Source organism: Arthrobacter sp. Ha26 (assembly GCF_059091705.1).
The window spans coordinates 208,682-229,825 of the sequence record NZ_JBNHGX010000003.1 but is presented as its reverse complement, the minus strand read 5'-3'; the positions used below and the strand labels follow the sequence as shown (position 1 = coordinate 229,825).

19 protein-coding genes are annotated in these 21,144 nt (G+C 60.4%); 15 read left to right on the top strand and 4 right to left on the bottom strand.

The window, feature by feature from the left end; genetic code table 11:
* The first annotated feature begins 97 nt into the window (after window positions 1–97).
* Together AC5RVY_RS09560 and AC5RVY_RS09555 are read left to right on the top strand one after the other, a co-directional pair.
* Window positions 98–1,129 (top strand): acetylxylan esterase, encoded by a 1,032-nt coding sequence (locus AC5RVY_RS09560; protein WP_493954472.1) that lies wholly within the window; start codon window positions 98–100, stop codon window positions 1,127–1,129.
* A 995-nt stretch (window positions 1,130–2,124) separates the two neighbouring features.
* Window positions 2,125–2,445, top strand: coding sequence for a 4a-hydroxytetrahydrobiopterin dehydratase (locus tag AC5RVY_RS09555; RefSeq protein ID WP_493954471.1), 321 nt, complete (start codon window positions 2,125–2,127; stop codon window positions 2,443–2,445).
* On the opposite strand, the gene AC5RVY_RS09550 is transcribed toward AC5RVY_RS09555, so the two are convergent.
* On the bottom strand, window positions 2,393–3,334 hold the full coding sequence (locus AC5RVY_RS09550; protein ID WP_493954470.1) for a LysR family transcriptional regulator: 942 nt from the start codon (window positions 3,332–3,334) through the stop codon (window positions 2,393–2,395). The genes AC5RVY_RS09555 and AC5RVY_RS09550 overlap by 53 nt on opposite strands.
* A 120-nt stretch (window positions 3,335–3,454) precedes the next feature.
* Here AC5RVY_RS09550 and AC5RVY_RS09545 point away from each other — a divergent pair, with 120 nt between their 5' ends.
* From AC5RVY_RS09545 to AC5RVY_RS09510, 8 genes are all read left to right on the top strand, one after another.
* Complete coding sequence (locus AC5RVY_RS09545) at window positions 3,455–4,447, top strand: DUF1852 domain-containing protein (protein WP_493954469.1); 993 nt, start codon at window positions 3,455–3,457, stop codon at window positions 4,445–4,447.
* A gap of 20 nt (window positions 4,448–4,467) precedes the next feature.
* Complete coding sequence (locus tag AC5RVY_RS09540) at window positions 4,468–5,514, top strand: methionine synthase (RefSeq protein ID WP_493954468.1); 1,047 nt, start codon at window positions 4,468–4,470, stop codon at window positions 5,512–5,514.
* A gap of 2 nt (window positions 5,515–5,516) precedes the next feature.
* Window positions 5,517–6,089 carry a flavin reductase family protein gene (locus tag AC5RVY_RS09535; protein WP_493954467.1) on the top strand — a complete coding sequence of 191 codons (573 nt, stop codon included), beginning with the start codon at window positions 5,517–5,519 and terminating at the stop codon, window positions 6,087–6,089.
* Between the two features lie 86 nt (window positions 6,090–6,175).
* Window positions 6,176–6,394, top strand: coding sequence for a hypothetical protein (locus AC5RVY_RS09530; RefSeq protein WP_493954466.1), 219 nt, complete (start codon window positions 6,176–6,178; stop codon window positions 6,392–6,394).
* Window positions 6,395–6,463: 69 nt separating this feature from the next.
* Window positions 6,464–7,177 (top strand): YoaK family protein, encoded by a 714-nt coding sequence (locus AC5RVY_RS09525; RefSeq protein WP_493954465.1) that lies wholly within the window; start codon window positions 6,464–6,466, stop codon window positions 7,175–7,177.
* On the top strand, window positions 7,177–7,896 hold the full coding sequence (locus tag AC5RVY_RS09520) for a GntR family transcriptional regulator (protein WP_493954464.1): 720 nt from the start codon (window positions 7,177–7,179) through the stop codon (window positions 7,894–7,896). Before AC5RVY_RS09525 ends, AC5RVY_RS09520 begins: the two co-directional genes overlap by 1 nt.
* Before the next feature lie 289 nt (window positions 7,897–8,185).
* A complete protein-coding gene (locus AC5RVY_RS09515; protein WP_493954463.1) occupies window positions 8,186–9,388 on the top strand; it encodes an ROK family protein in 1,203 nt (400 codons plus the stop codon).
* Between the two features lie 419 nt (window positions 9,389–9,807).
* A complete protein-coding gene (locus AC5RVY_RS09510; RefSeq protein WP_493954462.1) occupies window positions 9,808–10,047 on the top strand; it encodes a YegP family protein in 240 nt (79 codons plus the stop codon).
* 89 nt (window positions 10,048–10,136) lie between these two features.
* Here AC5RVY_RS09510 and xylB read toward each other — a convergent pair whose 3' ends face one another.
* The 3 genes from xylB to AC5RVY_RS09495 form a co-directional block, all read right to left on the bottom strand.
* Complete coding sequence (xylB, locus tag AC5RVY_RS09505; protein WP_493954461.1) at window positions 10,137–11,555, bottom strand: xylulokinase; 1,419 nt, start codon at window positions 11,553–11,555, stop codon at window positions 10,137–10,139.
* Window positions 11,556–11,646: 91 nt separating this feature from the next.
* Window positions 11,647–12,834, bottom strand: coding sequence for a xylose isomerase (gene xylA / locus AC5RVY_RS09500; RefSeq protein WP_493954460.1), 1,188 nt, complete (start codon window positions 12,832–12,834; stop codon window positions 11,647–11,649).
* A 109-nt stretch (window positions 12,835–12,943) separates the two neighbouring features.
* Window positions 12,944–14,014: a Gfo/Idh/MocA family protein gene (locus tag AC5RVY_RS09495; RefSeq protein ID WP_493954459.1), complete on the bottom strand. Its 1,071-nt coding sequence runs from the start codon at window positions 14,012–14,014 to the stop codon at window positions 12,944–12,946.
* A gap of 137 nt (window positions 14,015–14,151) precedes the next feature.
* Here AC5RVY_RS09495 and AC5RVY_RS09490 point away from each other — a divergent pair, with 137 nt between their 5' ends.
* The 5 genes from AC5RVY_RS09490 to AC5RVY_RS09470 all read left to right on the top strand — a co-directional run bounded on the left by AC5RVY_RS09490 (window position 14,152) and on the right by AC5RVY_RS09470 (window position 21,070).
* Entirely contained in the window at window positions 14,152–15,444 is a 1,293-nt protein-coding gene (locus AC5RVY_RS09490; RefSeq protein WP_493954458.1) for an ROK family protein, read from the top strand.
* Window positions 15,445–16,144: 700 nt separating this feature from the next.
* Entirely contained in the window at window positions 16,145–17,734 is a 1,590-nt protein-coding gene (locus tag AC5RVY_RS09485) for a sugar ABC transporter ATP-binding protein (protein ID WP_493954457.1), read from the top strand.
* Complete coding sequence (locus tag AC5RVY_RS09480) at window positions 17,731–18,780, top strand: ABC transporter permease (protein WP_493954456.1); 1,050 nt, start codon at window positions 17,731–17,733, stop codon at window positions 18,778–18,780. Before AC5RVY_RS09485 ends, AC5RVY_RS09480 begins: the two co-directional genes overlap by 4 nt.
* A gap of 3 nt (window positions 18,781–18,783) precedes the next feature.
* Window positions 18,784–19,827 carry an ABC transporter permease gene (locus AC5RVY_RS09475; RefSeq protein WP_493954455.1) on the top strand — a complete coding sequence of 348 codons (1,044 nt, stop codon included), beginning with the start codon at window positions 18,784–18,786 and terminating at the stop codon, window positions 19,825–19,827.
* Between the two features lie 70 nt (window positions 19,828–19,897).
* Window positions 19,898–21,070: a sugar ABC transporter substrate-binding protein gene (locus AC5RVY_RS09470; protein WP_493954454.1), complete on the top strand. Its 1,173-nt coding sequence runs from the start codon at window positions 19,898–19,900 to the stop codon at window positions 21,068–21,070.
* The last annotated feature ends 74 nt before the right edge of the window (window positions 21,071–21,144 follow it).

Genomic DNA, 21,144 nt, shown 5'->3' with positions numbered 1-21,144 from the left:
GTCCTCTGTCCTATTTCTGTCCGCCTATTTTCCAGATCCTACAGTTCCTGCTGGTCGTTAGGTGGTTCCCCTGCAGGCCAAGAAATGGAGAACCAGTATGCCCAGCATTGACATGCCCCTTGAACAGCTGCACAGATATAAGTCCGCGGCTAACGAGCCTGACGATTTCGATGCGTTTTGGGAGGTAACCCTTGCCGAGGCCCGTGTCATTCCTCTAGCACCTGAGTACACTCCCGTAGAAAATCTCTTGCCACTCATCGACAGCTACGATGTTTCCTTTTCTGGTTACGGCGGAGCCCGCATCCGCGGCTGGCTTCACCTCCCAGCCCACAGGTCCCCCACCCGCACCTTGCCCGCGGTAGTCCAGTACATCGGATACTCCGGCGGCCGCGGCCTGGTTCAGCAGGACACAAAGTGGGCGCAAGCAGGCTACGCCCACTTCATCATGGACACACGCGGCCAAGGCTACGGCGGAATCACCGGAGACACGGCAGACCACCACCCCTCAGCGGGTGACGTCGCATACCCGGGCCTTATGACACGCGGGCTGACCTCGAAAGAGGACTACTATTACCGCAGGCTGTACGTGGATGCGTTCCGCGCAATCGAAGCCGTCCAAAGCTTCCCGCAAGTGGACGTCGACAAAGTCGTCCTTGCCGGAATCAGCCAAGGAGGAGGCTTAGCCCTTGCAGCCGCTGGGCTTGCCGCCGGACAGCTCAACGGAATTCGGGCAGTCCTGGCAGACGTGCCCTTCCTCCAGGACTTCCCCCGCGCAATCACTCTTGCCCAACGTGGCCCCTACCCGGAGATCGCAGCCTTCCTCGCCCGCCACCGCGAACGCCACGAGGACACCATGAAGGTCCTAAATTACTTCGACGGAGTACACCTCGTTCGCAGGGCAGCCGCCCCGGCAATGGTTTCCGTCGCACTGCTCGACGACGTGTGCCCGCCGTCGACCGTCTTCGCGTCCTACAACAGCTACGGAATTAAAAGCTCTGGCCCAACACGCCACGCGCCTGCCAAATCCATCGATATCTACCACTTTAACGGCCACGAGGGAGGCCAGGAACACCATTGGGTACGTCAACTCAAGTACCTACAGGAGAAGCTCGCCGACCAGCACCTCTAGGGCGCAGCCACGCAAGGCACAAACAGGCTCCAAAATAACTTGACCGAATATCCATTCACGGCAGGCGGAGCGCCCACCAGCCATGGCGCTGAACCCGCCACCCACACACGTGAATAGGCCACCGCGGCAGCCAGGCCACAGACCGCGCACCTAGCGTCAGAGGGACGCCACCACAAGCGACGTCAACACGTTAAAGCAAAAACCCCTCTGACGAGGGGATATGCCGTGCCCGAGGTGGGACTCGAACCGCATTTCCTACCCTGAAAACACAGGGATCCTGCGAAAACATGCGGAAAACGGAGCAGTCCAATGGCATCATGAGGCAGTCCGAGACGGAAAGTGTGGACATTGTCCACACCTCCGTTGGAGCCAATTTCTCGGACTCGCCCGTCGTCTTTTGGGCGAATTCTTGGGCCCCGATCACCTCCACCCGCAGTTCTGAAAGCGGCAGCCGGACGCCCATCTACTCGGATCGCGGTGTAGCCCTTCTGAACGGCCCGATGATAGCTGGGCGGGTCGTCCGTGCAACAGCGCGCATCCGCGTCGGCTTCGGGAACCGGTAGCTTCCCCGCAAAATGACTGCTCCTTCAGCCGGACAAATTCCGAACCCGGCCCCGCCTCTCGGTTGTACTCCAACCACTTCACCCGCAACTGCTCCCCTACCAGAGCGACGAACCACCTCAAGGACCAGGGCGAAGTCAGGACGCCAAGGCCGCCACGCCAAACACGACCGCACACGATTGCATCGCCATCAGACTAGCTCTCAGTTTTGCCTGGCATCATGACCAGGGCCTCTCACCACCGGCCAAGCCGTGACAGCGCCATTCCTCGCATTGCGGAGTTTACCCGCAGGTGCCGACAGGCCATCACCCTGGGGGCGTTGTGCCTCCAGGGGTAGCCCACGGCATCACTCCGGAGCCATGATGGCCTATGACTGACCCCAGCGGAAGCTGTCCTCCGCCGAACTCGCCGAAGCCGAGCTCACGGGCTGGCGCTTGACCAGCGAAGCCCTCACCGCATCCTTCAGGACCCGGAAGTTCTCCAGCGGGCTGGAGCTCGTGAACCGCATCGGCGCCTCCGCGGAGGAGGTGAACCACCACCCCGACCTCACGCTCGCCTATTCAATGGTCGGCGTCACGCTCTCAAGCCACGACGTTGGCGGGATCACTAGTCGCGACATGGACCTGGCCCCATCATCAGCGGACACGCCGCGGACCTCGGGCTCAATCACTGAAGGGCAAAGACCCGCGCGCTCAACTGCAGTCAGTCGAGTAGCGCTACGCCGAACTCAGCGACGACGGCCCGCAATTCCCTGAGGTAGCGCTGCGCTTGGTCGGTGAGCGGAATCGCGGCGTGGCCGATCCAGCCGATCTCGATGCGTTCGTCAACGTCGAGCGGGATGGCGACGATCTCCGGGTCGAGCTGCCCGCTGATGATGCCCGTCGAGATCGTGTAGCCGTGGAGCCCGATCATGAGGTTGAAGATCGTGGCACGGTCTGAGACCCGAATCTCCTGCTTGCTGGACATGGTGGAGAGAATCTCCTCGGCGAAGTAAAAGGAGTTGTTCGCACCTTGATCGAAGGTTAGCCGCGGCAAGCCGGCGAGATCATCGAGAGTCGCACGCTCTTGTGAGGCGAGCGGGTTGTTCCTTGAAATGAAAATGTGCGGTTCGGCGAGGAAAAGCGGAGTGAACGCGAGCCCGGATTCCCGCAGCAGTTTGTCGATGACCTTCCGGTTGAAATCGTTTCGGTAGAGGATGCCTATCTCGCTGCGGAGCGTCCGGACATCCTCGATGATGTCCCAGGTACGGGACTCACGCAGCGAGAACTCGTATTCGGCCACATCAGTGGCCTTGACCATCCGGACGAAGGCGTCCACGGCGAACGAGTAGTGCTGCGTTGACACCCCGAGCAGACGTCGCCTCGCTGGCCTGCCAAGGTAGCGCTGCTCGAGGAGAGCAAACTGCTCGACCACCTGCCTCGCGTAGCCGAGGAACTCTACCCCGTCTGCGGTGAGGGTGACCCCGCGGGCGGAGCGAACCAGGAGCGCACGGCCAACCCGGGCCTCAAGGTCCTTCATCGCGGCCGACATTGTCGGCTGCGCGACGTAGAGAAGATCGGCGGCCGCGGAGATCGACCCCTCAGCTGCCACTTCTATGAAGTAGCGCAACTGCTGCAGGGTCAATCCGCTCGAAATCTGCGCCATAGGAAGATTCTATATGACCGCATAGTAACCACTAGTTACTTGATACCCCTCGGAAGGCGGCACCATGGATACATCACCTTCTGAAAGGCCGTCTCCGGCCCATCAACGGATTGGCAGCACATGGCAGACGACTTCACCTTCAGCATCACCACCACCCCCTTCGACGAGGACTACTCACCGTCCGAGGGCTCCCGGATCACGACGAACTTCGCCAACCTGGCACGGGGCGAGCACCGCCAAGAGAACCTCCGCAACGCCTTGACCATGATTCGGCGCCGCTTCAACGATCTCGCATGCTGGGACAACCCGGACCGGGACCGTTACACGCTCGAGCTTGAGATCGTCTCCGTGCAGATAGAGTTCACGTCAGAAGGTACGGATCGGCAGTTCCCGCTGTTCGAGGTTCTCGACATCCAGATCGTCGACCAGCTGAACGGGGTCCGACACCAAGGGATCGTGGGGAACAATTTCTCCTCATACGTCCGTGACTTCGACTTCAGCGTCGTACTGCCAGCAGCAGCAGCGGAGTCAGGCAAGCCCACCGTTCCCGGGGACTTCGGCGATCTTCACGGCAAACTGTTCCAGCAATTCCTCGCTTCCCCGGCATGCCAGGAACGCTTCCCGCAGCCGCCAGTGGTCTGTATCAGCGTCTCCACGAGCAAGACGTACCGGCGAACGGAGAACCGTCACCCGGTCCTGGGCGTCGAGTACCAGCAGGACGAGTTCTCGCTGACGGACGCGTACTTCGCAAAGATGGGGCTGCAGGTCCGCTACTTCATGCCACGCGGCAGCGTTGCGCCGCTCGCCTTCTATTTCCGCGGTGACCTGCTCAACGACTACTCCAACCTGCAGCTCATCGGCACGATCAGCACCATGGAGACGTTCCAGAAGATCTACCGCCCGGAGATTTACAACGCGAACTCCGCCGCCGCCCACATCTACCGGCCGAGCCTGGGAGAGCAGGATTACTCGCGGACCCAGATCGCTTACGACCGGGTCGAGCGCGGTCAGCTCGCGATCACGCAGGCGAAGTACACGGAGGAACACTTCATCACGCCCCACAAGGATCTATTGGACCAGTGGACCGCCAAATACCCCGCTCTCGTCAACTGACCCACGGAGAATCGTCAATCATGAACACACTTTTGCCCACCACCGTTGTCGGAAGCCTGCCTAAACCATCATGGCTCGCCCAGCCGGAAACTCTTTGGTCCCCGTGGAAGCTGGAGGGAGATGCGCTGCTTGAGGGCAAGCAGGATGCACTGCGCATTGCCATCCACGAGCAGACCCGACGCGGCATCGACATCGTCAGCGACGGCGAGCAAACCCGCCAGCACTTCGTCACCACCTTCATCGAGCATCTCAGCGGGGTCGACTTTGAACAGCGCAAGACCGTGCGCATCCGCGATCGCTACGACGCGAGTGTGCCCACCGTCGTCGGAGCGGTGCGCCGTGAGCGGCCCGTATTCGTCGAAGACGCAAAGTTCCTCCGCGCAACCACCGACCAGCCGATCAAATGGACTCTTCCCGGTCCAATGACCATGGTGGACACGCTCTACGACGACCACTACAAGAGCCGCGAGAAGCTGGCCTGGGAGTTCGCTGCGATCCTGAACCAGGAGGCAAAGGAACTGGAGGCAGCCGGCGTGGACATCATCCAGTTCGACGAGCCCGCGTTCAACGTCTTCCTCGATGAGGTCAAGGACTGGGGCGTGGCTGCGCTGGAGAGAGCGGCAGAAGGGCTGCGTGCGGAGACCGCCGTGCATATCTGCTACGGCTACGGGATCAAGGCGAATAACGACTGGAAGGCGACTCTCGGCTCACAGTGGCGGCAGTACGAGGAAACGTTCCCCTTGCTTCAGAGCTCCAGCATTGACATCATCTCGCTGGAATCCCAGAACTCCCACGTGCCCATGGACCTCATCGAGCTCCTCCGCGGCAAGAAAGTCATGCTCGGGGCAATCGACGTCGCAAGCGAGACCATCGAGACCCCGGAGGACGTCGCCAACACCCTCCGCAAGGCCCTGCAGTTCGTCGATGCGGACAAGCTCATCGCCAGCTCAAACTGCGGCATGGCACCGTTCCCCCGGGACGTCGCACTGGCCAAACTGAGTGCCCTCAGCGCAGGGACGAACATCATTCGCGAAGAACTCGCCCGCTCCGCCCCCAGGGTGTCATAACGATGTTTCACGCTTACCCCCCAGACACTTGGCTTGATGTTCCGACGCAAAGCTTCCCGCATTCCCTCTCGTCCGACGAATTCAAAGCACTGTTCCGTGGCCACCCGGGAGGTGTCGCCGTCATCACGGCTGATGCCGGCGAAGGACCGGTGGCACTGACGGTATCATCTGTCGTGTCAGTGAGTGCGGAACCACCGTTACTGATTTTCTCGGTCTCGGCACTGTCCTCTGCATCCGAGGTGCTTTCACGCGCCGAAACCGTCGTCGTGCACCTGCTTGACGCCCACGACGTCGACTTGGCGAAGTATGGAGCAACCCCCGGCGCCGACCGCTTTGACCAGACGCACCGCTGGTCGCCCCTTGCAACCGGCGAAGCGGTGTATAACGATGTCCGCGCCTGGGTGCGCTGCGCCGTCATCAATCGCATGGAGGTGGGGACCTCCACAATCATCGCCGTTCACGCTCTTGAGTCCCGCGTGATGCGTGACGTCCAAACGGGCGAACCCGGCGACGCTCTGGTCTACCACAACCGTTCATGGCACCGTCTGGGCGAGCATTCCAAGCTTGACGGCTGAGCGCCGCGCCCACAATGCGAGGCAGGAAGCCGAACGGCTCACGACGGCGGAAGCATAACTCCCGCCGTCCGCGCTTGGTGGTTGGCATGGACGCACAGACGGCCAACGACCACATCCCTGCCGAGGGCCTGATTGGCACCCTTGTCCAGTTGGGCGAGACAACGTTCACGATCCTGAACGGCAAGGGCCGGGACGACCTTGTCGGCCATTCCATGATTTCACGTCGACGCTACCATGGCGCCCTAGCCGCCGGCGCAGATCCCCGGAGCGACGGCATCGCCGTAGTTGCCAGCCAGTCCATCTAAAACCGCCCACAAGCATGTCCGAGGGGTGGTCATAGAGACCACGCCTTACGATGAAGGATCCCTTAAACCATGACATCAGCCGTAGCCAGCTCAGGTACCAAAACCGCCTCTACCCCGCAAAAAAATGCGTCTCCGGAAAAGTTCCGACTGATGCTCATGATGGCCCTCACGCTCGTTACAGGTGTTGTTGACGCGGTCGGCTACCTGGGACTTGATCGCGTCTTCACCGGAAACATGACCGGCAACGTGGTGATTCTTGCGATGGCGTTGGCCGGGGCGGCGAACCTGCCAACTTTGGGCCCACTGGTAGCACTTGGCGCCTTTCTCCTCGGCGCGGCGGTCGCCGGATTTACGCTCCAGTCAAGCCCGAAAGGCTGGAACCGCAGGGTCACGCTCCTTCTCACAGCGGGTTGTATCGCGTTGACGGGAACCGCCGCCATCTCTCTCATCGTGGAAGACGTCGGCCGGCAGTCCATTGGTGTCATTGTTGCCGCCGTTATCGCCATGCACATGGGATCCCAGGCCCTGATTGCGCGGCATTTGGCCGTACGAGACATGACCACAGTGGTCATTACTTCCACCATGACTTCCCTCGCCGGAGAGTCACTTGTAAGCAAGCAACGGCCCCGGTTACTCAACCGACGGCTGGGCGCTGTCCTCGCTATGTTCGCCGGGGCCGCCATCGGAGTACCCTTGCTCCAGATCCATTTCAGCGTCCCGATCGGCCTAGGCATCGCCATCACCGCCGCTGTGACGGTCCTGGGGAGTCGCCGCTGGCATTGATGCGGTACATCCGACCGGATATACCGCACCACGGAGCGCGGACGATTGGGCAATCGATCACAGCCTCACCGACATGTGTCCAGGCGGCCTGGCGCCGAACGCTCGATGTCAAAAAGCGCAGTTCTTCGGTCAGGTCCCGTTCTGATCCGACGCATCCAAAGCGGCCTTTTGGACTGGTTAAACCCGCCTCAACACCGAAACGGGGCGGTCTTGGGTGTTGGCGAATCTCTATCAATACCGGTGAACTTATGCCTCAGTCCCCGATGCCTCCGGAACGTGAGCTTTGCCTGGACTTCGGCATTGGCCGCATGAGAGCGCGGCGCGCCCTCAACGTGCTGGAGGATGCAGGGTTGGTGTACCGCGAAAGTCACGCGTGGGACCTTCGTGCACTTCTGCGACCCCGCAAGCACACCAATGGCATGCTCCACCAGTACTTTCCTACAGGAACAGACCTCGGCGTTCATAGCGCGAACACCTCGGTGTTGTCGCCACCGAACTCAACCAGCGACCACGCGAAATCCTCGGATGGCAGACCTCCATGGAGCACCTCGTTAGACGGGCCTCACCACCGACCGAACCATAAAGGTAGCCAAAGCCCACGGAGCAGCTTTACGGAATATCCATTATCGGCGTACTCAAGCGGCCGTGGTATGTCGGCCCGCGCGCTGCACTTAACGCAGAGCACTTGCTGGGCGCAGCGGGGGCTTCATGAGGGTTAGTACAGCCAGCTAAACTGCAACAGGTCGCTGTCCCGCTGAGCGTGTCCAACATCTACAGGTGGTTGCCCTTGGTGCCGACTGTTAAAAGCTCATGGCTAGCGCTGGTTTTCCCCGCTCCCGACTACTGGAGAAGCATGCGGAATAGGCAGGGACCAAGGTTCTTTGCATTGGGTGAGTCGCAGTGGACATTCCGAGGCGGTAGATTCACCTATAGAAACAACAAATTCCTGTGACTAACGGAGCTTCCTTGACTTCTTCGCGGCCCCACCCTCAAATGAGTCGAGCCCGGATGGGAAACAACCTTGACACGATTCGGCGTCATAACTTGTCAGCCATCCTCACTTTGGTGCATGAGGCACGTAGTCTTCCCCGCACCGAGTTGACACGTCTTACGAGCCTGAACCGATCCACGATCGCTGGGCTGGTGGGGGAATTACAGGACTTGGGGCTGGTCGCCGAGGCGGGGGCGGAGAACACCACTCAGGTTGGCAGGCCGAGCTCCATAGTGAAACCTGCCCGCCAGCCAGTGGCAATTGCTGTCAACCCAGAGATTGACGCGATCACAGTGGGCGTAGTGAGTCTTGGCGGAGTAGTTCAAAACAAGATTCGCTTCGCGACTGACGATGCACCAACTGTGCGCCAGGCGGTCAATATAACCGCGGCAATAGTCGAAGGGATACGGGGAGGCCTACACGCTTCAACCCGGATCGTCGGAATTGGAGTAGCAGTCCCGGGTCTTGTGAGAGTGGAAGATGGCCTGGTCCGTCGCGCCCCCCATCTGGGGTGGCATGATGAGCCCCTTGCCGAGATGCTGGCAGCCGCCACTGGTCTCAACACCTGGGCTGCAAATGATGCCGGTCTCGGCGCCTTGGCTGAGCGTACCTTTGGCGCCGGCAAGGGCATCGATGACCTGATTTATCTCAATGGAGGAGCCAGCGGTGTGGGCGGTGGGGTCATCGCAGGAGGTGTCGCGCTCCGAGGAGCAAACGGATACGCCGGGGAGCTTGGCCATACCCGCGTTCGCGGGGACGGTGTCCTTGATTCAGCCGGAGCCCGCGGCACTTTGGAATCAGAGGTTCGAAGGGAAAACCTTCTGAACGTTCTCGCTTTACCGCCATCTGCTGACGAACAAGAACTGGAAAGGGCACTGCTCGCTTCTGACTCCCCGACGGTGCGTGCTGAAGTGAACCGGCAACTGGACTTTCTTGGCGTGGCATTGGGGTCAGCCATAAACTCCTTCAATCCCCGGCTCGTTGTTTTGGGTGGCTTCCTGGGCGCTCTGTACGAATTCGACTCCCGTCGCCTCAATACTGTTATTGAAGGGGAGGCACTTCCTGAAGCCTTTGCTGACGTTGTGGTTACACGTCCCGCCCTGGGCGCGGACATTCTGATTGTTGGGGCGGCAGAATTGGCTTTCGCTCCCCTCCTGTCTGACCCCGCAGAGGTCATGGGAACCGCCGGACCGAGCCGTACAGGAGGGCTTCGCGCGTAAGCAGATCAAACGAGCAAGCCTGCGGCTGCAAGCGATGAACTGACCCGCGAGGGCGGAACCCCGTACCTGTCCAATTTCGTCCTTTTTCCAGTGACGGGGCGCGGGAACAGAACGTATCCTGAAAGGAGTCAAGCAGCGGCTCTCCGTATCAGGCGAAAGATCTCAGCCATGGCTGAGCAAACCCTTTGGCCAGGAACCAGATGCCCCGCTGGTGATCCGAGCACTTGCTCCGCTCCCTGTTTCCCTGACCGAATTTCTCCCCCGTCGGAACGAGCTAAATCCCTCTTGTTCCTCCGAATATGTGTCGTCTCACAGCACGGGCCACCCCGGACTTCACGTTGTCCGCGCCGCCCGCCCGCATTCTGACGACCGCAATAAAGCATTAGTGCAGGGTGTGAGCCAAGGAAGGACTTAGGGTCATGGCTACTTACTTTGAACTCGTTGATGCTCCTGAAGGAGGCTACCGAGTAAGACTGCTTAACCCTGCTGGGCAGGTTGTGGCCGTTTCGGTCCGTTTCCCCACAAAAGAGGCGGCAACGGCAAGTATTTTTCAGACCAGTGAGGTGGCTGCCAACGCACCAATGCTCGACCTAAGTGCACCGATCGATGGAAAGCACGACAAGCACTGCGCCGAGCACCATGTCAAAAAAACCGCTTAGGCTTCATTCATCCCAACGGATCCGATGTAGGCGGACGCAATGTAACCGACGCACGAACACAACCAGGTGTTACGTGCTTCGGTGCCAGCTCATCCCCCAGCTCTTGCTGCCTGGCGGTAGCGCCTGAGAACTTCGCCGGTTGCATCTGCGGAAACTTTCGCTTCTGGGCCTGTCGCCCACGTGGGGAGTTCTCCTGAGACTAGACCGGCGGCTTGGCGGGCGGCTCCATTGGCAACGTGTTCCTGCGGAGCGGGCACTGTTACATCCATGGCGAAAACGGACGCAGTTATTTGCTGCATGGCCTGGGACCGGGCTCCGCCTCCAACCAGAATTACTCGGTTAGTAACAACACCAAGGTCAGTAAGTGCCTTGAGTCCGTCTGCAAGTGAGCACGCAACACCTTCGACTGCGGCCCGGGCCAGATTCGCGGGCGTGTAATTCGCTCGGGTGATCCCGTGCAGGGAGCCCGTGGCGTCTGGCAGGTTGGGGGTCCGCTCGCCGTCGAAGTAGGGCACCAAGGTCAGGCCGCCGGCACCGGGCTCCGAAGAGAGCGCAAGCTCATTGAACTCCTGCAGGTCCACGCCCAGAAGGGCGGCGGTGGCATCAAAAATGCGAGTCGCGTTCAACGTGCAGACCAAGGGCAGATAGTTCCCCGTTGCGTCTGCGAAACCAGCTACGAGCCCAGACACGTCCTGAGCAGGAGTATCAGCGACGGCGAAGACGGTTCCTGACGTTCCAACCGATATCACTACGTCCCCCAAAGTCGCTCGCACGCCCAGGGCTGCGGCTGCATTGTCCCCGGCACCGGGGCCGATAAGTGCTCCTGCAGGTGTCTTGAGGCTGGACTCCAGTGGGCCCAGCACTTCGGGCAGCACTGGGACATGGCCCAGAGTGTGTTCTAGAACTTCGGGCAGGTACCGGCCGCTGATTGGAGACCAGTAGCCTGTCCCGGAGGCGTCGGATCTGTCCGTGCTCAGGGCAGCAAGGCCCTGCGCACCCGTTCCAGGTCCATATCCGGCTAGACGCCACGAAAGCCAGTCGTGCGGCAGGCAGACCGCTGCAGTCCTGGCGGCGTTGCCGGGCTCATTTTCCGCCAGCCACCGCAGCTTAGTGGCTGTGAGGGAGGCTACGGGAACAGTACCCGTAGCTTGTGCCCAGTACTCAGCCCCCTTTGTCAGATCGCCGTCGCCAGCAGCTTGGATCAATTGCCGAGCCGCGTGTGCTGAGCGGGTGTCATTCCATAAGAGCGCGGGTCGGACTACCTTACCGGTACTGTCGAGGCAGACCATGCCGTGCTGCTGGCCAGCGACTGACACAGCCATAACGTCGTTCAGCCCGCCTGCGTGGGCAACGGCTTCCTGGAGGGCTGTCCACCAATAGTCGGGGTGGACCTCCGTTCCGTCCGGGTGGGCAGCGCGGCCCTGGCGGACCAGTGCCCCGGTGGCTGCGTCGCGGACCACGACCTTGCAGGACTGCGTGGAGCTGTCAATGCCAGCCACGAGAACCATTCGATTTTCCTTTGCTGCTCGGTGCGACCGGCCCTGCATGCTGCTTTCTGTGTGGGTTCAGCGCAGCGTGAGGCTGATGCTGCCTCGTTCCTTAGCTGGCCCCGAGGAGGTGTTCGATAGCGAGCTGGTTCAGCCGGACGAAGGCGAAGGAGCGCTCGGCGGCCTTGTCGGCGTCGAAATCTTCGAAGGCGGCGGTGTCCTTGAGCAGGTCCGCGGCGTCCTCGCCCGCAGCCAGCGTGGGCTGGCCTAGTTCGAACACGCCGGAGGCGGTGAGGGCTTCCTGGACCTCGGAGTCTGCGCGGAACGCGGTGGCGCGTTCCTTGAGCAGCAGGTACATGGCCATGTTGGCCTTGGCTGACTCCCAGACGCCGTCGTAGCCGTCGGTGCGGGAGGGTTTGTAATCGAAGTGGCGCGGGCCGTCGTACTTTGGTCCGCCGTTGGGGAAGCCGTTTTCGAGCAGGTCCACGGTGAAGAAGGCGCTGGTGAGGTCGCCGTGGCCGAAGACGAGGTCCTGGTCGTACTTGATGCCGCGCTGGCCGTTGAGGTCGATGTGGAAGAGCTTGCCTGCCCAGAGGGCCTGGGCGATGCCGTGGGTGAAGTTCAGCCCGGCCATCTGCTCGTGCCCGGTTTCGGGGTTCAGGCCCACGATGTCGCCGTGTTCGAGCTGGGCGATGAAGGCCAGGCCGTGGCCGACGGTCGGCAAGAAGATGTCGCCGCGCGGTTCGTTGGGCTTGGGCTCCAGGGCGATCCGGAGGTTGTAGCCCTTTTCCTTGATGTAGCCGGCGGCGGTGTCCACGCCTTCCTTCATCCGGTCCAAGGCAGCTAAGAGGTCCTTGGAGCCGTCGTACTCGCTGCCTTCGCGTCCGCCCCACATGACGAACGTTTCGGCGCCGAACTCCGCGGCGAGGTCGATGTTGCGCAGGACCTTGGACAGCGCGAAGCGGCGGATCGAGCGGTCATTGGAGGTGAACCCGCCGTCCTTGAACACAGGGTGGCTGAACAGGTTGGTGGTCACCATCGGCACCTTCAGGCTGGTCTCGGCCAGGGCCGCCCGGAAGTTCTTCAGGATCACGTCACGTTCCGAGGCGGTGGCGTCGAACGGCACCAGGTCGTTGTCGTGGAAGGTGACGCCGTACGCGCCCAGTTCGGCGAGTCGGTACACCGCCTCGACCGGATCCAGAGCCGCACGGGTGGCGACGCCGAACGGATCGGCGCCCGTCCAGCCAACGGTCCACAGACCAAAAGTGAATTTATCAGCGGGAGTGGGGTTTGCAGTCATGGTTGGCACCTCTTTGGGCTGGATAGGTTGATGTATATTTTCTTCGGCTTGGATGCCGCGTCCTGAGCGTTTGCATCGACCAGGGACAAGGTGAGGCAGACACGTGAAGTTAGTAAGTGCTGTTGCGGATGTTTTCGAGAATTCTTAGAACCTCTAGGGCGTCTTCGGGGGGAACAGGGACGGCTCCGGAGCCTCGAAGGGCCGCGGCAACGCCTTCATAGAACGCTGGGTAGTTGCCGCGTTCAGTTGGGATTCGGGATGGCGCCGGATGCCCGGCAGCAGAAACTCCCAGCATTCCCCAGGTCTCCTCCGGCGCAATTCCGTATCTTTCGTCAGTGGGTAGCATCCCCGACGCCAAGGCAGGCTCCTGACCGTCAAGCCCGTAGGACACATAGGCGGCCTTTGTTCCCAAGACACGGAACCTTGGCCCCGGCAGTGCTCCAATCCTGCTCATCCAAAGCCTGGATCGGACTCCGGATTGGTGATGCAGTTCCACGAAACTAGCATCGTCATTACCCCCGCCCTCCCGGATCGTGCGCAGGTCGGACCGGAGGTCGGCAATGGGCCCGAATAGCATGAGTGCCTGATCGATCAAGTGGCTTCCCAGATCAAACGTGACTCCTCCGCCCAAGGATGCAGGTGTCAAATCTTGCCATCGGGAGTTCGCCTTGGGTGCCCAGTGCTCGAAGCTCGATTCGAATTGATATACGTCCCCAAGCTCGCCAGAGTCGAGAAGGTTTTTCACCGTCAGGAAATCCCCGTCCCACCGCCGGTTCTGAAAGACGCAAAGCGCCTTGCCCACCTCCTGGGCACGCTGGATCAGCTTTTCCGCCTCCGCGACAGAGGCTGCAAATGGCTTGTCCACCACTAGTGCCACTCCCCTGCCCAAGAAGGAAAGGCCCTGCTCCAAGTGGACGCCAGGAGGACTGGCAAGAACTACCAAATCCAGCTGCTCCGCTTTGCTAGCAAGTTCGTTGGAGTCAGCAACAATTTCTGCGTGGGGGTGCTCTGCCCGAGCCTGAGTGCGGCGACCGGGATCATTTGTTGCTATGTAATCGAGGGAAAAGTCGGGGCTGGCTTCGAGGAACGGGCAGTGAAATACTTTCCCTGCAAGACCATATCCGATGACCGCTGTCCTGATTGGACGTTCGTGGGCCGAGTTCGAGGTGATGGAAGTCATAGAGGCAGGATACGCCACCCACCAGAATTTGTTCAAGGAAACCACATATGCGTTCTCTGCCTCGGCGGGGTCGCCGGAGGCCGTGGTGAAGTCTCCTGAACGCGGGCCTTTGTGCACGCTGGAAAGGACGTTGTTCCATGGAAAAATCGTCGCGACCATCTTCGGCTGACGTTCTGCTAACGACGAAGGTACCTTTCCGGAGCGAACCAGGGACCAGCCCAACCGTTTCAAGAACGGGCAACAATCTGGATAGCGTGCGACAACACAACCTGTCCACCATCCTTACCATGGTGCATCACGCCGGAAGCCTTCCCCGGACCGCGATAACCCGCAGAACGGGGCTCAACCGCTCCACCGTCGCCGCCCTGGTGGGTGAACTTTCCCAACTGGGATTGGTGATTGAATCCGCTGCGGAGGCCACAACGCAGGTGGGTCGGCCAAGCTCCGTTGTCCGCTCCAATTCCGGCACCATAGCAGTCGCCGTTAATCCCGAACTGGACGCCGTTACTGTCGGGATCGTGGGCATGGGCGGAAGAGTCCAGAACCGGATCCGATACCGCACCGAAGGTCCACCCACGGCGAAGGAGGCAGTAAACATCGCTGCGGCCATCATTGCGGGCATCAAGGGAGGGCTTCAGGACGATACACGAATCGCCGGCATAGGAGTCGCCGTTCCCGGCTTGGTATCACACCACGACGGGATCGTCCGGCTTGCGCCCCACTTGGGCTGGAAGGATGAACCTGTCACCGAGATGCTGGCAGGAGCGACAGGATATCCCACCTCGGCCGCGAATGACGCCAGCCTTGGTGCGCTTGCTGAGCGCACTTTCGGCGCCGGTCGCGGTGTTCAAGACATGGTTTACCTAAATGGCGGAGCCAGCGGTGTCGGTGGCGGTGTTATTTCAGGCGGTGTAGCGCTTGGGGGAACGAGTGGTTATGCAGGCGAGCTAGGACATATTCGCGTGCGCAGCAACGGCCACCCCGATAGCGCGGGAGCACGCGGGACGTTGGAGTCGGAGGTCACACGGGAGCGGCTGCTCGAAGTGTTGGGCCTGGCTTCAGCAGACGTCGACGAATTCGAGCAGGCTTTACTGGCCTCATCGTCCCTTGCGGTGCGTTCTGAGGCCAACCGACAGCTGGATTTTCTCGGGGTGGCGCTCGGTGGCGCGATAAACGTCCTTAACCCTCGTCTGGTCGTGCTCGGAGGCTTCCTCGGATCACTCTACGCACTTAACCCGGAGCGGCTTCACAAAGTCGTGGCACAGGAGGCCCTCCCTGCAGCCTGGAGCGATGTACACATCTGTCGGCCCGAATTGGGGGCAGACATCCTCATGGTGGGCGCAGCTGAGCTTGCCTTCGCCGCAATCCTTGCCGACCCTGCAGGCGTAGCAACGATAGAGGCTGGCCGTTCCCTGGAAAGCTCCGGCTAGGAGGAACACCAATTGGATTCCCGAGCGTTCACTGTTTGGAACATCAACGGCATTACCATGACCGTTAGCAGCTACGGCGCCCGGCTCATCGAGCTCCAGGTGCCTGATAGAAGCGGAACGCAGGACAACGTCGTCTTGGGCTTCGACGCATCGTCCTCCTCCAGGTACCGAACCGGCCCGGGCTGGACCATAGATACTATGTCTTGAGCCCCAGCGGGTTCCGGACTCAACGTCTTCAAGATTCCCTCTATTGTCCTGATGCCGGGGGACGAGTACCTGCATACCAGCTGCTGCCGGTTCCGCATCCGCTGATTCCATCCCGATCACGGGGGAGTAAACCAGCTACCGCTTCTACCGCTCCCGCAGTAAGGCCGCCTAGGCCTACATCGCTGAATCGTCGTTAGTAACAACTTAAACCCTACTGCCGCCCTGCCAGTGAGACCCCATCTCCCTCGAGTGCCGCTAGACGCGTCTGCAGTAGAACTCATTCGAGCCTTGTATTTGCCAGAGCCACCTGGATTTCCAAGGGCTGTCCCCCATGCGTGGGACCCTGGAGCCCCAGCGCAGATCCAACTTGGCGTAATGGAAGGGGCCCATTGCTTTTTGTTGTTAGACCCGGCTATATTGTTTACACGTGACTTGCATCACTCTCGGGGGAATCGCAACAACTCTGTTTTCAAGGATGAGAAGGAGCCCACGCGTGACAGAACAACCAAGCCCCAACGGTGATGGCTTCCTACTGAGTGCTGAAGGAGTCAGCAAGCACTACCAAGGCGTCACAGCCCTGGATGAAGTAGGGCTTCAGGTGCGCCCGGCGGAAATCCACGCTCTGCTCGGCGGCAACGGAGCAGGTAAATCAACGCTGATCAACATCCTGTCCGGCCTCACAACCCCGGACGCCGGGACCATCACTCTGTCGGGCGAACCGCTGGAGCTTCAGCGCCCCAGCGATGCACTCGGACGAGGAATCAACACCATCCACCAGGAACTCTCCCTCGTTCCAGCACTTACGACCCTCGACAACATCTTTTTGGGCCGTGAGATCAACTCCCGGTTCCTGGGAATGAAGGTAAAACTGAACCGCCGCCACATGGAGGAACGCGTCCGGAAACTGGCGTCTGAGTTCGGGCTTTCGCCGGAAGACCTTAAATTGCCCGTCGGCGAGTTCGGAGCGCTAAAAAAGCGGGTGGTAGAGATCGTCAAGGCCCTGGCCTTCGATACCAGGCTGCTGATTCTCGATGAGCCGACCTCCGGGCTGGAAGAAGAGGAACGCCGCAATCTCTTCGAACATATGCGCCGGCTGCGCGAAAAAGGGGTCTCCCTGATCTGGGTTACCCACCACCTCGAGGAGCTTTACGGCCTGGCCGACACCGCAACGGTATTCCGTGACGGACGCCGCGTGGGCACAGTCACCGTCGCCGACACGACAGTGGATGATTTGCTTGGCCTCATGTTCGGCATTGCGGCCGGGGAATTCGGAGCCGCGTCGAATCCACCAGCCCTGTCGGAAAGCGATGACGAATCCGCCAGGGAGGTCCTACGGCTCGACAACGTCAACCGCAGCTTCATCCTGCGTGACATTTCCCTCACGGTACGTAAAGGCGAAGTCCTAGGAATATCCGGCCTTGCCGGGGCTGGCAGAACGGAACTTGCCCGCGCCATCATGGGCATCGACAAGATCACCAGCGGAACGGTGCATCTGCACGGCAAGCAGGTCAAATTCAGGGATTCAAGCGCCGCCTATCGAAAAGGCCTGGCGATGCTGCCTGAAGACCGGAAACAGCTCGGTATTCTCCCGGAACTCTCGGTGGCGGAAAATATCTCCATCTCAAGCCTTGACCAGGTTTCACAGTTCGGCTTCGTCATCAAAAACAAGGACGAAGCCTCTCAGGCAGAAACCTACCGTGGCCGCCTTGGCATCAAGACCTCCGATGTTAACGAGAAGATCCGAAACCTCAGTGGCGGCAACCAGCAGAAGGCAATTGTGGCCCGTTGCTTGAACACCAATCCGGACCTTCTAATCTTCGATGAACCCACCCAAGGTATTGACGTCTCCGCCAAAGTCGAAGTGCATAACCTGATTCGGGAGTTCGCCGCCAATGGCGGTGCAGCTATTGTCATCGCCTCCGAGCTTGCCGAGCTTCTGGAGTTGAGTCACAGGGTCGTCATCATGAAAAAGGGCCGCCTGGTGGGTTCAGTGGAAAACGTCCCTCATGCTCTCCTTTCCGGTCAGTTCGAAGCAGTCAAAAACCGTATCCTCGCAATCTCTGCAGGCAGGACCGAGTCATGAACTTCCAGAAGACCGCTTCCCGAATCCTTTCGGTCAACGGCGTCCCGATAGCCATTGCGCTGGTTATTGTCGTCATCATCTTCCAGATCATGTCGCCAGTTTTCCTCACCCCGGGGAGCGTGCGGGACTACATCAACAACGCCATCCCCATCCTTCTGCTCACCGTCGGCGTGGCCGTTGTGATCGTCGCCGGAGGCATTGACCTTTCAGTCGGAACCGTTGCCGGGCTCAGCGCCGGGACAACGATGTGGACGCTTGTGAACGGAGCACCCACTTTGGTTGCCGTCCTGGCAGGAGTCGGCACTGGACTGGCTTTTGGGTTGTTTAACGGACTAATGATCACCCGGTTCGGCATCAATGACTTTATTGTCACCCTCGCAACGCTAAATATTGCAGGCGGGCTACTCATCGTCCTGACCGAACAGGTTCCCCTGCAGGGCGTCACCACGCCAGGTTTTTCTGAAATCGTTTACGGCAACGTCCTTGGCGTTCCCAGTGCGTTCTGGATCGCAGCCGCAATCTTCGTGCTCATGCAGTTTTTCCTCGTCAAGACAGTCTTTGGGCGTCGAATTTTCGCCATAGGCATCGCGCCCTCAGCTGCGAACGTCGCCGGCGTAAACGTAGAGCGGGTGCGGCTCGGAACCTTCGTGCTGTCCGGAGTGCTTGCCGGTGCCGCAGGTGTCCTCCTTGCATCGCGGCTAGGTGCCGTCCAGGCATTCCTGGGCAGCGGCTACGAATTTGTTGCCATTGCTGGTGCCGTGCTGGGTGGAGTGAGTCTGGCCGGCGGCCGCGGGTCCGTGTGGGCTGCCGTGGCTGGCGGGCTCATGCTTGCCACACTTCAGCAGGGCCTGCGACTTAACGGAGTAGACCCGGTGTACTTCAGCATCGTAACCGGGCTGTGCATCGTCGCCGGCGTCGTCTTTGACCGCCGCATCCAACAGCTTGCGCTCAGCGGTATCAGGAAACGCCGCAGGAATGGTCCGGCGTCGACTGCCCCGGAGGAAAGCAAGGAAGCTCATTTGCTCGGTACAGGAAAGCAGGACTGAACCATGTCAACGTCTGCAGCCACAGCAGAGAAGAAAAACTCTTTGGCGGACCGCATCGGCAGCCGGCTTCTCGTAGACCCCACTCTCGGAGTGCTGGCACTACTCATCCTCATCTGCCTTGTATCCGCCGTCGCCCTGCCAGTTTTCCTCGAACCGTCAAATCTCTACAACTTGTTGAACACCAGCCTCGTGGTCATGATCCTTGCCATGGGTATGACCGTGGTCCTGATTTCTGGGGGGATCGACCTCTCCATCGGAACCACCATGGCATTATGTGCCGGCGTCGCTGCCACAAGCATGCGGTTCGGGCTACCGCTCTTCGCAGCACTCCTCGCGGCCCTTGCCACCGGAGCGCTGGTCGGAATAGGGAACGGCCTGCTGATCACCCGGCTCGGCCTGCCGGATTTCATCGCCACCTTGGCCATGCTCGGTTTCGCCAGCGGCATCCTATACGTCTGGACCAAAGGAGTCCCGATCATCGGATACATGGTGCCCGAGTTCTACTTCATCGGCGGCCTCACTCCCTTGCTCGGTTCCCTGACCCTGCCGATGATCATCGCCCTCCTAGTCGCCCTGGTCCTCGGAGGAATCCTGGGATCCACCCGGCTCGGAACGTACTTCTTCGCCGTCGGAAGCAGCAGAACGGGAGCGATGCAATCGGGTATCCGCGTCGACCGGGTAAGGAGCCAGGCTTACATCGTCAGCGGACTCAGTGCCGCCGTTGCCGGCATCATCATGGCCGGACGAAATACCAACGTCCCGGCCGACTTGGGAAACGGCTATGAAATTCAAGCAATTGCCGCGGCAGTAATCGGCGGGGCAGCGCTAAGCGGCGGCCGCGGAAGGATCCTAGGAGCAATCCTTGGCGCCATCACCTTGGCAGCAACCGTAAACCTCATCAACCTTGTCGGCGTCCCCTCGAGCTATCAAAAGATTGTCATCGGCGCCATTCTGATCCTCGCCGTCCTGGCTAACCGAATCAGCGCGATCGTCAGCGGCATAGTCCGACAGCGCAGGGCCCTCGTCCTTGAAGGCATCCCCGCCTAGGACCTAATTAACGGGCCAAATGACGGTTTGGCCACCGCAAGAGACACTACAAGCGAAAGAAGCACCAACAATGAGCTCAAACACAGCCCCCATGAATGCGGGCCGCCGCAGCTACAAGAAGGCACGCCTCGCCCTGGCAGCAACGGCAACGGCGGCGGGACTCCTGCTTAGCGGCTGCACCACCGTGAACGCACCGGCAGGCGGGACCAATGCCGGCTCAAGCGGCGGCGGGACCGACTACCTGCCGGACGACGCCGTCAAGAAGATCGTCAACGGTCGAGAAGTCAAAGTGGGTTTTGCCCCTCCCATCCTCTCCGAGTTCTACACCCAGGTCGAAAAGGCCGCCCATAACAGAATGAAAGAGTACGAGGACCGCTTCGGCGTGAAATGGAAGTGGGAACGCCAAGGCGCACTTAACGACGCCCACTCCGGCACAGAAACCCTCGGCATCGTACAGGGATACATCGCACGCCAGTTCGACGCCGTATTCGTCTGCTCGGCAGCCAACGCCTCGACAATGCAGGCCCTGTACAAGCAGGGCTCCGACCAGGGGATCGATTTCTACCAGTTCAATTCCACAGAAGAACTGGCCAATCCCTCGCAGGCCGAGGACCCGACCGGCGGACTCGCAACGGTCTCCAACATCGGCTACGACGACCGTTGGCAGTCCGGTTACCTCGCCGGAAAGTACATCGCAGAACAGCTCAAGGGACAAGGCTCCATAATCCAGATCATGGGTCCGTCGGGATCTGACTGGACCAAACTCCGTCAACAGGGCTTCAAGAAAGCCATCTCTGAATACCCTGAAATGACGATCGTTGGAGAAGCCGACGGCGGCTACGTCCGGGACAAAGGCCTGACGGCAGCTCAAGACCTCCTGACGAAATTCCCTGACGTCAAGGCCATCTACGGCGAAAACGAGGACATGGCACTCGGCGCATCGCAAGCTATCGATGCCCGCGGTCTCAAGCACTGGGACGGCCAATCCGGCATCATCACCATCGGCGCTGACGGACTGGTATCCGGAATGAATTCCATCAAGGCGGGCAAACTCACCGCCACAGTGGATGTGAACAGTGCTGAGATGGGCACCCGGATGATCGATACCCTCTTCGCGCACGAATTCCTGAACCAAGAAGTCAATCAGTTCATCCGCATCCCCACCGGTGTCGTTGACAAGTCGAACGTCGACTGGCACGAGGGCGTACTCCAGAACGTCCTCAAAGGACCCGGCAAGTACTGACACAGCACCTCATGCCTTCGGCCCGGGCGCAGGACCCCGGGCCGGGGGCGTCAGCCTAAAACGAAAGCACATGT

What these genes read in the sequence shown, in the direction of transcription:
- AC5RVY_RS09560 (WP_493954472.1), top strand. Translation starts at nt 98, where the DNA reads ATGCCCAGCATTGACATGCCCCTTGAACAGCTGCACAGATATAAGTCC.
- AC5RVY_RS09550 (WP_493954470.1), bottom strand. Translation starts at nt 3,334, where the DNA reads ATGGCGCAGATTTCGAGCGGATTGACCCTGCAGCAGTTGCGCTACTTC.
- AC5RVY_RS09545 (WP_493954469.1), top strand. Translation starts at nt 3,455, where the DNA reads ATGGCAGACGACTTCACCTTCAGCATCACCACCACCCCCTTCGACGAG.
- AC5RVY_RS09540 (WP_493954468.1), top strand. Translation starts at nt 4,468, where the DNA reads ATGAACACACTTTTGCCCACCACCGTTGTCGGAAGCCTGCCTAAACCA.
- AC5RVY_RS09535 (WP_493954467.1), top strand. Translation starts at nt 5,517, where the DNA reads ATGTTTCACGCTTACCCCCCAGACACTTGGCTTGATGTTCCGACGCAA.
- AC5RVY_RS09530 (WP_493954466.1), top strand. Translation starts at nt 6,176, where the DNA reads ATGGACGCACAGACGGCCAACGACCACATCCCTGCCGAGGGCCTGATT.
- AC5RVY_RS09525 (WP_493954465.1), top strand. Translation starts at nt 6,464, where the DNA reads ATGACATCAGCCGTAGCCAGCTCAGGTACCAAAACCGCCTCTACCCCG.
- AC5RVY_RS09520 (WP_493954464.1), top strand. Translation starts at nt 7,177, where the DNA reads ATGCGGTACATCCGACCGGATATACCGCACCACGGAGCGCGGACGATT.
- AC5RVY_RS09515 (WP_493954463.1), top strand. Translation starts at nt 8,186, where the DNA reads ATGGGAAACAACCTTGACACGATTCGGCGTCATAACTTGTCAGCCATC.
- AC5RVY_RS09510 (WP_493954462.1), top strand. Translation starts at nt 9,808, where the DNA reads ATGGCTACTTACTTTGAACTCGTTGATGCTCCTGAAGGAGGCTACCGA.
- xylB (WP_493954461.1), bottom strand. Translation starts at nt 11,555, where the DNA reads ATGGTTCTCGTGGCTGGCATTGACAGCTCCACGCAGTCCTGCAAGGTC.
- xylA (WP_493954460.1), bottom strand. Translation starts at nt 12,834, where the DNA reads ATGACTGCAAACCCCACTCCCGCTGATAAATTCACTTTTGGTCTGTGG.
- AC5RVY_RS09495 (WP_493954459.1), bottom strand. Translation starts at nt 14,014, where the DNA reads ATGACTTCCATCACCTCGAACTCGGCCCACGAACGTCCAATCAGGACA.
- AC5RVY_RS09490 (WP_493954458.1), top strand. Translation starts at nt 14,152, where the DNA reads ATGGAAAAATCGTCGCGACCATCTTCGGCTGACGTTCTGCTAACGACG.
- AC5RVY_RS09480 (WP_493954456.1), top strand. Translation starts at nt 17,731, where the DNA reads ATGAACTTCCAGAAGACCGCTTCCCGAATCCTTTCGGTCAACGGCGTC.
- AC5RVY_RS09475 (WP_493954455.1), top strand. Translation starts at nt 18,784, where the DNA reads ATGTCAACGTCTGCAGCCACAGCAGAGAAGAAAAACTCTTTGGCGGAC.
- AC5RVY_RS09470 (WP_493954454.1), top strand. Translation starts at nt 19,898, where the DNA reads ATGAGCTCAAACACAGCCCCCATGAATGCGGGCCGCCGCAGCTACAAG.